Annotated in this window: 10 protein-coding genes; 3 read left to right on the forward strand and 7 right to left on the reverse strand. The window is 44.0% G+C overall.

What is annotated here, in order from left to right; all coding sequences use genetic code 11:
• Nucleotides 1–117: 117 nt before the first annotated feature.
• From ABIC84_RS26940 to hemC, 6 genes are all read right to left on the reverse strand, one after another.
• A complete protein-coding gene (locus tag ABIC84_RS26940) occupies nt 118–648 on the reverse strand; it encodes a hypothetical protein (protein ID WP_426584890.1) in 531 nt (176 codons plus the stop codon).
• Nucleotides 648–1355, reverse strand: coding sequence for a response regulator transcription factor (locus ABIC84_RS26945; protein ID WP_090529686.1), 708 nt, complete (start codon nt 1353–1355; stop codon nt 648–650). Before ABIC84_RS26945 ends, ABIC84_RS26940 begins: the two co-directional genes overlap by 1 nt.
• Nucleotides 1356–1373: 18 nt before the next feature.
• The gene (locus tag ABIC84_RS26950; protein WP_429265568.1) at nt 1374–2249 is read right to left on the reverse strand and encodes a sensor histidine kinase; all 876 of its coding nucleotides are present in this window, start codon (nt 2247–2249) and stop codon (nt 1374–1376) included.
• Nucleotides 2250–2337: 88 nt separating this feature from the next.
• A complete protein-coding gene (gene hemL / locus ABIC84_RS26955; RefSeq protein WP_429265569.1) occupies nt 2338–3705 on the reverse strand; it encodes a glutamate-1-semialdehyde 2,1-aminomutase in 1368 nt (455 codons plus the stop codon).
• A 171-nt stretch (nt 3706–3876) separates the two neighbouring features.
• Entirely contained in the window at nt 3877–4848 is a 972-nt protein-coding gene (gene hemB / locus ABIC84_RS26960; protein ID WP_121233467.1) for a porphobilinogen synthase, read from the reverse strand.
• 129 nt (nt 4849–4977) lie between these two features.
• On the reverse strand, nt 4978–6552 hold the full coding sequence (gene hemC / locus ABIC84_RS26965) for a hydroxymethylbilane synthase (RefSeq protein WP_429265570.1): 1575 nt from the start codon (nt 6550–6552) through the stop codon (nt 4978–4980).
• 830 nt (nt 6553–7382) lie between these two features.
• On the opposite strand from hemC, the gene ABIC84_RS26970 reads away from it, so the two are divergent.
• Nucleotides 7383–11042, forward strand: coding sequence for an ABC transporter permease (locus tag ABIC84_RS26970; protein ID WP_429265571.1), 3660 nt, complete (start codon nt 7383–7385; stop codon nt 11040–11042).
• A gap of 160 nt (nt 11043–11202) precedes the next feature.
• Here ABIC84_RS26970 and ABIC84_RS26975 read toward each other — a convergent pair whose 3' ends face one another.
• Nucleotides 11203–11649 (reverse strand): hypothetical protein, encoded by a 447-nt coding sequence (locus ABIC84_RS26975; protein WP_429265572.1) that lies wholly within the window; start codon nt 11647–11649, stop codon nt 11203–11205.
• Nucleotides 11650–11863: 214 nt separating this feature from the next.
• On the opposite strand from ABIC84_RS26975, the gene ABIC84_RS26980 reads away from it, so the two are divergent.
• Both ABIC84_RS26980 and ABIC84_RS26985 read left to right on the forward strand, forming a co-directional pair.
• Nucleotides 11864–12925 carry a sensor histidine kinase gene (locus tag ABIC84_RS26980; RefSeq protein ID WP_429265573.1) on the forward strand — a complete coding sequence of 354 codons (1062 nt, stop codon included), beginning with the start codon at nt 11864–11866 and terminating at the stop codon, nt 12923–12925.
• Nucleotides 12915–13658 (forward strand): LytR/AlgR family response regulator transcription factor, encoded by a 744-nt coding sequence (locus tag ABIC84_RS26985; protein WP_429265574.1) that lies wholly within the window; start codon nt 12915–12917, stop codon nt 13656–13658. The genes ABIC84_RS26980 and ABIC84_RS26985 overlap by 11 nt, the downstream gene beginning before the upstream one ends.
• The last annotated feature ends 301 nt before the right edge of the window (nt 13659–13959 follow it).

The raw sequence follows: 13959 nt of genomic DNA on the forward strand, positions 1-13959 counted from the left end.
TCTTGATTCTTGCTGCCTCGTCTCTTTATTCTTTCTGTCCCGACTCTTGCTTTTCTTTTCTTATTTTCTTAAATCTCGACTCTTGCCGTCTTGCCTCTTTTTCTTGTTTCTTGACTCTTACAGTCTTGATTCTGTCTTAAGCTCCTGCTGAAGGCGGCTTATCACGTCCTTCATTTTAGCAGTTATTTTATCCTTATGCTTTTCGGTTAATTGAAGATAGGCTTGGGCTTTTTCAATATTACCGCGCCTGATGCTGATATTGGCTACGCTAACCAATGCTGCTACGTGGTCATTAACCGAACGCAATGGATATTGCGCTGCAATTTCATAGTGTTTTTCAGCCTCTTCAAAATCCTGCCTTTGCAAACAAAGGCCACCGTATATAAATTCATAATAACCCCGGCGGTTTTTGCTGAGCCACTCGGGTTTCGCGATCTCGTTTAACGAGGCCGCTGTTTTGTCATAATCCTTTACATGAAAGTGTTTGGATGCAACAATTAACGTACCCTGCCTAAAATAATCCCAAATGAGCAGGATGATCATCATTGCTGCCACTACCGCAAGTTCGTAAATACGAAAATACACCAACACCCCTAACGACAGCAGAAATACAAAGGCAATGAATATACGTACCCTGTTACTGAACATTAATGCTGGTTATCGGTAAATTTATAGCCTACACCACGGATAGAGTGAAAATAAACCGGGTTTTTAGGATCTGGTTCAAAATACTTACGGAAGGTTAAGATGAAGTTATCGATAGTACGTGTTGACGGATAAACGTCATAGTTCCATACGGTTTCCAGGATCTGCTCGCGTGATACGGCGTCGTTACGGCGCTCAATCAACAGTTTAAGCAGCATCGTTTCCTTTTTGGTAAGGGCGGTAATGGAGCCATCTTCATTAACCAGCTCAAATGAGTTAAAGTGAATGGTTTTATCACCTATTTTATAGCTGTTAAACTCTTTCAGGTCTTCGCCTTTTAAGCTGCGTTTTACCAGGTTATTCACCCTTAAAATAAGCTCTTCAAGGTTAAATGGTTTGGTAAGATAATCATCAGCACCTTTTTTTAAACCCGAGATCTTGTCCTCGTTGGTGTTTTTAGCCGTAAGGAACATGATAGGTACTTCGGTATTTTCAAGCCTGATGGTTTCGGCGACAACAAAGCCGTCAATTTCGGGCATCATTACGTCCAGTATCACCAGGTTAAAACGTTCTTCCTTAAATAGCTGTAAAGCTTTTTTGCCGTTTTTAGCCGGAGTTACCTTATAGCCTTCCAGCTCAAGGTTAAGCTTAATTGCTTCTAACAAATGCTCTTCGTCTTCGGCCAATAAAATCCTTTTTTTGTTTGGCATATTATTCATTGTCTTAATTTAGGTTAGTCCAAATGTAACTTCAAAAATGCTACCAGCAGGGCGGTTATCTTTAACCCTGATGCTGGCCTGGTGCTTATCTAACACCTCCTTAACAATGTAAAGGCCCAGTCCGGTACCTTTGGTGTTACGGGTTTCTTCGCTGCCCACGCGGTAAAAGCGGTCGAAAATTCGGGTCTTTTCCTCGTCGGTTATGCCGATACCATGATCAGATACCTGCAAATAAACTTTATCATCTTTCGAAAACAGCTTTACGCCAACAGATGAGCAGGGGCTTGAATATTTTACAGCGTTTTCTATCAAATTGGTCACTACCGATGTAAGGGCAAACTTATCGCCAACTATTTCCACCTTAGGTTCTATCTCGGCCTCGATGATCTGCTGGTTGCAATCGCATTTGGAGATCTGTAGGCGGTTAACAATACTGTCAACCAAAACCGAAAGGTTAAAGCTGGCCTTAGGGAAACTGTATGAACGGTTTTCGATCTTAGATGCCAGAAGCATATTCTCAACCATGTCATCCAAACGCTCAACATCGTTCAATGATTTTTCAATAAAATCAAGCAGCTGTTCTTTAGTTAGATGACGCTTTTGGATAGTTTGCAGCAGGATCTTGATTGATGCCAGCGGCGATTTCAATTCATGCGTTACCGAAAGCAGGAAGTTCTTTTTCTGCTCCTGTAACCTCCGTTCTTTATTAAACGAGCGGTGCAGGTTAATGGCGCCAATTAAAAATACGGCCACAAACATGGCCCCTTCGCCCAGGATCATACCGGTGCGGCGCGGTTGCAGCGTAACCAGCATGTAGCCCCACCATACCAGTTCGGCAACGGCATAGGTTATGAGTGCGTAAAAAATAACAAATGACTTTTTCATATCAACCTCCTCTAAATCTCCTCCAAAGGAGGAGACTTCAAGATTTTATTTTTTTAAGCCCTCTCCTTCCGGGAGGGTTTGGGTGGGGTTATTTCCCGTTAAATACTAAATCCAAACTATCAAATATAGCACGTTTTGTTTTCTCCAGGTCTGTCTTGGTATGTGCCGATGATATAAAGCCAACCTCATACCCCGACGGACCTAAATAAATACCCCTGTTCAGCAGCTCACGGTGGAACTTTTTGAATTTTTCCATGCTTGATGCATCAATATCTTCGGCTTTACGAATATACTCTTTATCTGTAAAAGCAAACCAAAATATGGAGCCTATGCCAAACACCTTAAACTTATAATTGCGGGCGGTAGCAAAACGCTGGATAGCTTCTACGAACTCTTCTGTTTTATTGTTCAGGTCGCGGTAAAAGCCTGTGCGTAACAGTTCGCTCAACTGGGCAATACCGGCGCCCATGGCAACCGGGTTGCCTGATAAGGTACCTGCCTGGTAAACCGAACCTTCTGGAGAAATATTACTCATGATTGCTGCTGATGAGCCATAAGCACCAACAGGCATACCACCACCGATAATTTTACCATAAGTGATAATATCAGGTTTAATTTGGTAGTAACCGGCAGCGCCTTCAAAGCCTACACGGAAACCCGAGATCACCTCATCAAATATCAGCATGGTGCCGTTTTGTGTACAGATGTCGCGCAGGTATTGCAGATATTCTTTTTCTTGCAAAAGCAGGCCGTTATTGGCGGGCACCGGCTCAATGATTACTGCCGCAATCTGGTTTTTAAATTCTTCAAAAGCTTTGGCTAATGCTTCTTTATCATTAAGCGCTACAACGATAGTTTCGTCGGCAACTGATTTTGGTACACCGGCTGATGAAGTTTCACCAAAGGTAACCAGGCCCGAACCTGCTTTTACCAACAGGGCATCGGCGTGGCCATGGTAGCAGCCTTCAAATTTTAAGATCTTATCGCGTTTGGTATACCCCCTGGCCAACCTGATAGCCGACATTACAGCCTCGGTGCCAGAACTCACAAAACGGATCTTTTCAATAAACTTGTTGTTTTTCAGGATCAGCTCGGCCAGTTCATTCTCTAATGCGGTAGGCGCGCCGAAGCTCATACCATTTTGCATTACCTCGATAACTTTTTCCCTTACTTTAGCATTGTTATGGCCCAGGATCAGTGGTCCCCAAGAGCAGCAGTAATCGATAAACTCGTTACCATCAGCATCCCAGATATGACTGCCATCACCTTTTTGAATAAACAGCGGCGTGCCATAAACAGATTTAAAAGCCCTTACCGGCGAGTTAACCCCACCCGGAAAATAGGTTTGCGCCTTAGCATACAATTCGGCCGATTTTTCACGACTGATATCGGGCTTGCCCGTAGTATTTACCGGTTCATCCTCTGCAGAAAACATCTTTTTTATTGAATCGAACATTGTTATTTATAAGCTTAAAGCTATCTTTTTAAAGCCGTCATTGCGAGGTACGAAGCAATCGCGAACTACACAGGGTTAACCTGCTAAGCGGGGATTGCTTCGTACCTCGCAATGACGGTTGTTTTATATTTTTATTTCCTAACCTCTTATTTCCAACCTCTAATCACTACCCTATAACCACTTATTCTCCAAAACCTCTTTGGCATGGTAGGTTAAAATAGCAGTTGCACCGGCACGGCGGATGCTGGTAAGCACCTCGGTAATGGCACGCTGCTCGTTTAACCAGCCGCGTTGTATGGCAGCTTTGATCATGGCATATTCGCCGCTTACGTTGTAGGCTGCAACAGGCAATTCGGTATTGTCTTTTATCAGTTTAATAACGTCAAGGTAGGGTAGGGCCGGTTTCACCATCAGGAAATCTGCACCTTCCAGTTCATCCAGTTCAGCCTCTATCAAAGCTTCGCGCTGATTGGCCGGGTTCATCTGGTAGGTTTTTTTATCGCCGAATTTTGGTGCCGAGTTCAATGCATCCCTGAACGGGCCATAAAAAGCGCTGGCATATTTAGCCGAGTACGACATGATAGATACATTGGTAAAACCATTGTCATCCAATACATTGCGGATATAACCCACGCGACCGTCCATCATATCTGAAGGGGCAATAATATCAGCACCGGATTGCGCGTGCGCTAAAGCCATTTTACCCAAAACGTCAAGCGTTTCATCGTTCAGGATCACGCCATTTTCCACAATGCCGTCATGGCCGTCGCTGCTGTAGGGATCCATGGCAACGTCGGTGATAACGCAAGCTTCCGGGAAGTTCTTTTTTACCTCGCGGATAGCGCGCAGATACAAACTCTCGTCGCGGTAGCTTTCGGTAGCAAATTTATCCTTCAGTTCTTCGGCGATATTTGGGAACAGGTCGAAAGAGTTAAGCCCAAGTTTAAGGCAGCTTTCAATTTCGCGCAGCAGGTTATCGATAGAATAACGGAAAATTCCCGGCATTGATGCCACTTCACTTTTCTGGTTTACGCCATCAATAATAAACAGCGGAAAAATCAGGTTAGCAGCGCTAACATGCGTTTCCTGAACCATCTGGCGTATCACTTCACTTTTTCGGTTCCTTCTTGGTCGTTGTAACATAACTTTTAGTTCATGGTTCATAGTTGATGGTTCATGGTGGCTTCAGCAACTATAGCCAATTATTGTTTATAGCTCACATTGACGATTTACAGATAGCTATGATCTATGAACCATCAACCATGAACTAACCTATAATCCAAACACTGCCTCTGCCAGTCCAACTTCGTCGGGCGAGTAGGGGAGTGTGTATTTTACACCCATTTCGTCAAATTTTTTGCCGGTTGATTTGCCTATGGCCACAACTTTTTGGTATGGGTCGAGCAGGTTATCGGCAAAGTAGGCTTCTACGTTTGACGGGCTGGTAAACACCATTACATCCGCGCCGCTTGCCTCCACATCTTCTTCCAGCATAGTTTCGTAAACCGGTAAATCGATGATCTTGGTATCGGCAGACAGGCCTTGCTGTATGCTCCTCATCGGGTTTTCGGCACCGGGGAACAGTACAATTTTACCGTTAGCCAGTTTTGCAAATTCTTCAGCAACTTCGGCAGTATCGGTACCCTCGCCAACATAATCGGTAAAGTGACCTTTGCGGCGCAGCATTTCTTCGCTGCCGCTGCCCATTACCCCAAATTTTACTTTTTTAGGGAATTGTGGGTTCAGCTGGAAAAAATATTCAACAGCGTTTTTGCTGGAGAAAAACACCCAGTCGATATTTTTTAATATGTATGAGTCAAAGCGGGTAATCACCGGCACCGTACGGATCAATGAGCGATCTTCTATCTGGATGCCATGTTTTTCAAGCGCTTTGCGGAAGTAGCTTTGTTCGCTAAGCTCGCGCGAAATAAATACACTTGACGGATGCTTACGGTTTTTGGCAAATTTGGCTACTACTTTTTCTGCCAGGCCTTCGGTAGTTGGAGCTTCTAAAAACAATCTGTCCGGAAAATCATCCCCTTCGTTAGCCTTTGAAGTAAATACCTGGAAAAGGCCATCTTCCCTGCGGCAATAACAACCCAAAGGCAGGTGACAGCCACCGCCAAATAATTTTAATACGGTACGCTCAACAGCCAGTTCTTCGGCTACATCGGTATGATGTAAGGCCTGCAGGGCTTCAAAAAGTTCATGATCTGTTTCGCGGATCTGGATAGCCAATGCGCCCTGTGCAGGGGCCGGGATCATTTCAACCGGAGTTATTTCTTCCACATGAAACTCGCTCAGGTCGAGGCCTAAACGGGTAACGCCGGCTTTGGCCAGCATAATGGCATCATATTTTTCATCGCGCAGCTTACCGATACGGGTAGGCACGTTACCGCGAAGTTCTTCAATTTCAAGATCGGGACGGTGGGCCAGGAGCTGGGCTTTGCGCCGGTTTGACGAGGTGCCAACGATAGCACCATATTTAACAGATAGCTTTTGGTGCACATCAACGCAGTCTTTCAAGATCAACAACAGTTCAGCCGGGTCTTCCCGTTCTGAAACTGCTGCGATGATGAGTCCCGGAGGATTTTCGGTAGGCAGGTCCTTATGCGAATGGACCGCAATATCAATGGTGCCGGCTATTAATTCTTCTTCTAATTCTTTGGTAAAAAAGCCTTTACCTTCCAACTTATCAAAGCTGAGGTTAAGGATGCGGTCGCCCTGGGTTTTAATGATCTTTAACTCGGCGGTAATATTAATGGCAGCAAGGCTGTCTTTAACGAAATTGGCCTGCCATAAAGCCAATTCACTGCCACGGGTTCCTATAATCAGTTTTCTGTCCAAAAGAATGAATGTTTGCAGCTGCAAATTTAATTTTTTATGCCGATGATAAGGTACATCAATATAATGAATTATTGTTAATTGCAACAAAATGACGGTAATGTGTACGATTAGCGCCACGTAAAACCGGCAGGCTGGCAACCGGGCTGCAAGCCGGGAGGCTTGCGACGGCGACGATTTTATAATAGCAGCATTTGTGTAACAAACAGGCTGTCCCAATTTTTTGATTCCCCAAAAAAAATGAAAAAAGCCCCGTGTTTCTTTTTCTTAAAAAATGGATATGTTCCATTTTTTAAGAGTGAAACAGTGAAACGGGTTTTATAAGTTATCGATTGATAGTCAGCGCTTTAATGTTTTGTATGGAACATTGTTAAATTATTGATAATCAACGTTTAAAACTTTATGGAATGTTTATTGAGTGTTTCACGGTTGTTGAAGATAAAGCTGATTTTTTAATCTTTTTTCCCATTTTTTTTCATTTTTTTAAGGTGAAACCGGTTGGTTGAATTTGATACTGACAAAGTATTGCCACCAGTAGTTAAAGAATGTAATATTAGCTTTGTGCCCTTCTCTCTATATCTGACGAAGCGTAGCTTCGTCAGATAGCTATTGCAGGCGCATATAACAGATTTTAACTTCGGCCGGCTAATGAAAAGTGGAACATAACGCCGCGGAATCACAAACCTGACCTTGTATCCTCAAACAATAATGGTGACCCATATCCGCACAACCAAACGTCCGTTTTTATTACAATAATTGCCTCTTGTAAAATTGTAATCGCTATATTTCAGTAAGTTATAAAGTTGGAATAACCTTTGACGCAATTGGGCAACTTGACTGCATTCATTTTCCATATTACCCCTTATGATTTTGCATTTTTAGCAACGATATTTATCGGGCTGACTTTTAGCCTGCTCTTATGGTTTACCCCCAATATTAATCGCGCTGCAAACCGTTTTCTGGCCCTGGCGATGCTAATCATAGTTTTATGGATGGTCCGGGTATTGGGACAAAGCATTGGATTGGGCACTTACTTTCCGCATTGGAGCCGGCTGCCGCTTCAATTTTCACTTGCGCCTGGTCCGCTCATTTATTTTTACGTACTTATGATAACCCGGCCAGAGTATAAATTACGCCGCGCGGATCTGCTGCACTTTATCCCCTTGTTGCTGCAACAGGGCATTTTTGTATTGGAGATTGGGCAAAGCGTCAGCACCGGCACGGCAACTTATGATACACCGATCTTTCGGCAAGCGAATCCGGTACTCAATATGGTGGCCTTCATTTCGGTGGTTGCCTACCTGTATATTTCTTTCAGGCTGATAGAAAGTTATTACCGGGAGTTAAAATTCAATAGCGTAAACGACCGCTACTGCAACCAAATGCGCTGGCTGCATCGGTTAATTAAGGCTTTGGGCCTTTTATGGTTATTATGGCTGCCGTTTGCCGCTGCGGATTATTTTTATTTCCACTACCGGTTGGGTATTAACGCGTATTACCCCTTGTACTTGCTGTTAGCAGGAATGATGATCTGGATAGCGGCGACAGTCCATTCAAAACCAGGAAGCACTATTATTGCGCAGGCTCCCGCGGTTTCGAGAACACCGGTTCCGGCAGTGCTGCGGCAAAAGGGGGCCTGGCTCAGGCGGGTTATGGAAGACAAGCGGTATTACGAGGACGCGGAGTTGAGTTTGACCTCGCTCGCTGACAAGCTTGGGCTCACAGTGCATGAATTATCCCGGATCATTAATATTGCTCTCAAAAAAAACTTTAACGATTTTATTAACGAATATCGCGTTGCGGAAGTAGTCCGGAAAATGCAGGATCCTGCTTTTGCTCATATAACCCTGCTTGGCATAGCACTGGATTCCGGTTTTAACTCAAAATCATCCTTCAACCGCATTTTTAAACAAATAACCGGCAAAAGCCCGGCGGAATATAAAAATGAACCTCAAAAAGAGTTCCCAGGTTATAACTTAAGACGACGTACTCAGTTTGCAAGGGTAATTTCGGACCATGAAGCCGCGATCATGTGGTCTTCCCGAAAATTAAACCGCAGCTATATGTTCAAAAATTATTTTAAGATCGCGTGGCGTAATATCACCCGTCACAAAAGTTACTCGGCCATTAATGTAGCCGGGCTGGCGGTGGGCATTGCGGCCTGCCTGCTGATATTTGTAGTTGTTCAATATGAGTTGAGCTTTGACACCTATCAACCCGGTTATAAAAGCACGTATCGCATTGTTACAAAAAAAGAGCGGGAAGGTAATATCAGGTATAGTGCCGGGATCTCAACGCCTGCGATAGATGCTTTTCGTCTTTATTTCCCACAGGCTACCATTGCAGGTATCAACGCCATTTATGGCAGCCAGATCGTAGCCCCGGCGGCTAACGGTAACCCCGCCGGCGATAAAAAATTTATAGAGAACACCGGCATCATGTTCGCCCAACCTCAGCTTTTCGATATTTTTTCAGCAACCTGGCTTGCCGGCAGCGCGTTGGCTTTAAAAGATCCTAACATGGTGGTGATTGATAAAAGCAGCGCCATAAAATATTTTGGTAACTGGCAAACGGCAGTAGGAAAAACGCTCAGGATGGATAACCTGCTGACGCTAAAAGTGGCGGGTGTGATACAGGATGTTCCCCCAAATACCGACCTGCCGCTCAAAGTGTTGATTTCGTACATCACCTGGAAGAACAACCCCAAAAGCTACCATTACGCATATACCTGGGATGAAACCAGCAGCGACTGCCAGGTGTATATAAAATTTCCTGCAAATGTATTGCAAAGCAGCATCGAAAGTCAAATGCTCAGTTTTTCCGAAAAACAATTTAATAGTGATAGTAAACGCGCTGCCAGGAAAAGATATGCTGTAGCGCAACCCTTATCGGCAATCCATTTTGACACCAGTTTTGGCGGCACGCTGGGCGATCATGTAACCGGCAAGTCCACGCTGCGTACCTTGTCGTTTATCGCGGTGCTGATCATCGTTATGGCATCCATCAATTTCATTAACCTTTCAACCGCGCAATCTGTTGGCCGCTCCAAAGAGGTAGGCATCCGCAAAGTGCTGGGCAGCAGCCGCGGGCAATTGGTAGGCCTGGTAATGTGCGAAACGGCCATTATCGTACTAATTTCGGCCGGCCTTGCAATTTGCATAGCCGAAATTGCTTTACCGTTACTCAAACATATCGCCAGCGTTCCGGATACCATTGGTTTGTTCAATCCTGGCATATTGCTTTGCCTGGCCTGTGTAATAGTTGCAGTGATACTGCTTTCAGGAGTATATCCGGCAATTATCGTATCGGGATTTAAACCTGTTGATGCGCTGAAAAATAAGATTAATTCGGCAGCTGTTGGTGGTTTATCGCTCCGCCGTGTGCTGGTAGTTACCCAGTTTACCATTTCACAGTTGCTGATCATTGGAACGGCTATCGCCGTTAAACAAATGGATTTTGTAAACAATGCCGACCTCGGGTTTAATAAAGAAGCCGTATTGGCCATACCATGTCCTGCCGATAGCATCGGTTTATCACGAATGAACAGCTTTAAACAGCAGGTACTTACCTTGCAGGGTGTAAAGGCAGCCAGTTTTTCGGCTGACGCGCCATCGTCATCGCATAATAATTCAAGCAATTTCTACTTCAATCATTCAGATAAAGATCCTGGCTTTGATATTTTCATGAAAGTGGCCGACGCGGATTACTTTAAAACTTTTGGCCTCAGGTTTATAGCAGGCAAAAGCTATGAACCCAGCGATACCGCACGCGAACTGGTGGTTAATGAAACTTTTATACACAAATTGGGTATTAAACGTGCAAATGATGCTTTAGGCAAAACCCTTACCTTTGATAGTTACGGAAATCTGCCCATAGCAGGCGTTGTTGCCGACTTTAAAACAAACTCCATGCGCGAGGAAGTTAAGCCGCTGGTGATGTATCCCTCAAAACAATCGGAACAGCAAATAGCAATCAAAATTGAAGGCCGAAAGTTTGCCAAAACGGTAGCACTGGTGCAAAGTACCTGGGAAAAGAAATATCCGGAATATGCTTACACCGGCTTTTTTGTTGACGATAGCATTGCCAAATTTTACGAACAGGAAAACCAGCTCGAACTGATCTATAAAGTATTCGCGCTCATCGCTATTTTTATCTCCTGCCTTGGTTTGTACGGCCTGGTATCATTTATGGCGGTACAGCGCACCAGGGAGGTAGGCATCCGAAAGATTTTAGGTGCATCGGTAAGCAGTATTGTGTACTTGTTTTCGAAGGAGTTTTTAGCGCTCATTGTTGTGGCATTTGTAATTGGCGCCCCCCTTGCATGGTACCTGATGAACGGATGGCTGCAAACTTTCGCCTATCGTATTTCGCCGGGCTTATGGATTTTTGTCGCAGCTATTACAACATCCTTATTGATAGGCTGGTTTACTGTAGGTTACAAAGCTTTAAAAGCGGCGCTGGCAAATCCTGTAAAGAGCTTGAGAACAGAATAATTAAGTGGCCATTAGTAAGGTTTAGGTCAAATTAACGTCCCATCAGGGTCTCTCGCAGAGGACCCTGATGTATACGCCATGCTGATTCGATGTTTCAGCGAGCCTCAGGTACTTTGGGAGAGACCCTGATGGGAACAGGTGTTTGTTTCTCAGAATCGTCTTACCGCAGCATGGCCAGCATTTCACCATTAGGCAGCTCGTGTGAAGTATAATGCAAGCTGAGTTCATGATTACTGTTTTTCTTTTCCAGCTGTAACAGTTCTTTCACCGGCACCGTCATAGCAAAATCCGAAGCATCAGCAAAGGCCCATTTTTTCAATGTGTTTCCTTTTTCATCCTGTAGGGTAAGGCTGCGGCCGGTGCCGGGGCCTTTCATCCGGCAGTGGGTATACTTAATGCGCAACTCGTCGCCTTCATTTGCTTTATCCAGTTTCAGCACCCTTAAACTTATTGGTTGGTTCACATACTGCTTTAGGATGAGTTTGTTGTTTAAATAGATCTCGTATCCGTCCAGCCCGAATTTGTTGGTGAAACCCAATGCGGTGAAGCTTAGGGTGATCAGCGTAAATAATCCTATAAACGCATGATGAAATTTGATGTGTTTCATGATCATAATTTTTAAATGAAATCCTCTGTTGTTTGTAAGTGCAATATTAAACGGATTGAAAATCAGTCAGAAAAATAGTAGACCAATAACCGGAATAATAGATATCAGCTTTTTTATCCTTATCTTCCTCTACTATTTGTGCAGTTTGTCGATATAATTTTGCAGGCCAAATGCTTTTAGTTTCTTTTATGCTCAATGATAATGAAACACTGAAATGGATGCGCTGGATAAACCAATCTCGCTACCGTTTTTAAAACGCAGCACCACATTAAGGCATGCCCTGATGCATAGCGCTTATTGGGTGCTGATCACCGGCTTTTTCATTTATGAGAAAAGGTACCTCATATATAAAGCCAGCATGCCTTACTTTGTTGTTTGTGTTGCCGGACGTATCGCGCTGCTTATCATTATAGCCTATCTTAACCTGCAATATTTTTTGCCGCGGTACCTGTTAAAGAAGCGGTACCTTGGTTATTTTACGGCAATTACCCTGTCGGTAATTGGGTATTTGGCCGCTCAAAGCCTGTTTGATTTTTACCTGTATGGCTACGTAGTAGGCCCCATGCGCAACAGTAACCTGCTGGAGTCATTATCCTACAACTTTTTTAGCACGTTGTGGTACCTGGGGTTGATGCTGGCGCTCAAGTTAAGTATGGACTGGTATGGGCAGCAGTTAGTCATTCAGAAAATCACCGTAGAAAAGCTGAACGCCGAAGTTAATTTTCTGCGTGCGCAGGTAAACCCGCATTTCCTGTTTAATGTCCTGAATAACCTCTACGCACTAACGCTTAAAAAATCAGAACTCGCACCGGATGTTGTACTCAAGCTATCAGAGATGATGGAATATATGCTTTATGATAGTACCGGCGAAAAAGTGCCATTGGAAAAAGAGATCAGCTATCTCAATAACTATATGGAGCTGGAACGGTTGAGGTTTAGCGGCGACGCTGCCATTGAGCTCAACATTAACGGGGAATTAAGAGGGCATGAAATTGTCCCGCTGCTGTTGCTGCCCCTGGTTGAGAATGCTTTTAAACACGGACTGGGCAGGCAAACTAAAAGCGGCTGGCTAAAGGTGAATATCAGCCTGGGGCAGTCAACGCTGGAGGTAATTATTGAAAATGCCAAACCAGTATCTGTAGTTAATAATAGTAAGGGAGGAATAGGGCTCGACAATTTGCGAAAGCGCCTCGACCTGCTTTATCCGGCCAGGCATACGCTGCAATTGAAAGATAGAAAAGACACCTTTTGGGTTAAACTGGTGATTGAATTATAAGGACGGATTTGATATGGAAGCCTTGCTGAAATTTGTGGTAGTTGATGATGAGCCGCTCGCGCTTGAAATATTGGATGGTTACCTGAAAAGGATTGATCATGTGCATTCGGTGTTTCTGTTCAGCAATGCGGTTGATGCTTTACATCATTTAAAAGATCACCACGCTGATGTATTGCTGCTGGATATAGAGATGCCGGAAATGACAGGGATTCAATTTTTGAAATTACTGCCAGAACCGCCACTGACTGTTTTTACCACAGCCTACCGCAACTATGCCTTTGAAGGCTATGAACTGGGCGTAATTGATTTTTTGCTGAAACCGATATCATTTAAGCGTTTCGGGCAAGCCATTGATAAGATCAGGGAGTTCCTGGCCCTGAAAGCACAATATGATCATGCAGATGACCTGCCGGCAGGTGAAAGCACCGGTTTCATTTTTGTTAAAAGCGGTGTACAGCGCATTAAGCTTTACTTTAATGAGGTTACGCACATCCAGGGCTTAAAAGATTATGCTATCATTTATACTAATAAGGAAAAGATCCTGTTAAAAGGTTCCATTAAAGCTATGCTGGATATTTTTCCGGAGAAGCGTTTTGTGCGGGTGCATAAATCGTTCATTGTGTCCGTTAATAAGATTACCCGGCTGGAAAGTAACCGCATTATTTTGAATGGACATGAAATTCCGGTGGGGAGGAGTTTTAAGGAAGATTTGGAGCGAGTGTTAAGGGGATGATAAGACAGAACTTCGACTGGTTGAAGTTTAGCGATAGCATAACTTCGACCTAAAATAAAGCAAGCATTCTGCTTGCACGGCTGAAAGTTCGTTTTAAAGAAGGATGGTGTTTTTATTGTGGATGGTCCCTTTCATCGAATCTGTGTGAGTAGAAGGGGATGGCAAAATGCCATACAGGTTAAGCCCCCGTGCCGTTGTTGGTGTTTTCACCATAGCCGTTAACCTAAGGATTTTAAAAAAGTTTTTTTGAGGAGTTATAAATGACGGGGCTTCGCCATTGGGCAAAACCACTTAGATTTTC

The organism is Mucilaginibacter sp. 3215, from assembly GCF_050433785.1.
In the GTDB taxonomy this organism is placed as follows: Bacteria; Bacteroidota; Bacteroidia; order Sphingobacteriales; family Sphingobacteriaceae; genus Mucilaginibacter.

What these genes read in the sequence shown, in the direction of transcription:
- ABIC84_RS26950 (WP_429265568.1), bottom strand. Translation starts at nt 2,249, where the DNA reads ATGAAAAAGTCATTTGTTATTTTTTACGCACTCATAACCTATGCCGTT.
- ABIC84_RS26945 (WP_090529686.1), bottom strand. Translation starts at nt 1,355, where the DNA reads ATGCCAAACAAAAAAAGGATTTTATTGGCCGAAGACGAAGAGCATTTG.
- hemL (WP_429265569.1), bottom strand. Translation starts at nt 3,705, where the DNA reads ATGTTCGATTCAATAAAAAAGATGTTTTCTGCAGAGGATGAACCGGTA.
- ABIC84_RS26980 (WP_429265573.1), top strand. Translation starts at nt 11,864, where the DNA reads ATGGATGCGCTGGATAAACCAATCTCGCTACCGTTTTTAAAACGCAGC.
- ABIC84_RS26975 (WP_429265572.1), bottom strand. Translation starts at nt 11,649, where the DNA reads ATGAAACACATCAAATTTCATCATGCGTTTATAGGATTATTTACGCTG.
- hemB (WP_121233467.1), bottom strand. Translation starts at nt 4,848, where the DNA reads ATGTTACAACGACCAAGAAGGAACCGAAAAAGTGAAGTGATACGCCAG.
- ABIC84_RS26940 (WP_426584890.1), bottom strand. Translation starts at nt 648, where the DNA reads ATGTTCAGTAACAGGGTACGTATATTCATTGCCTTTGTATTTCTGCTG.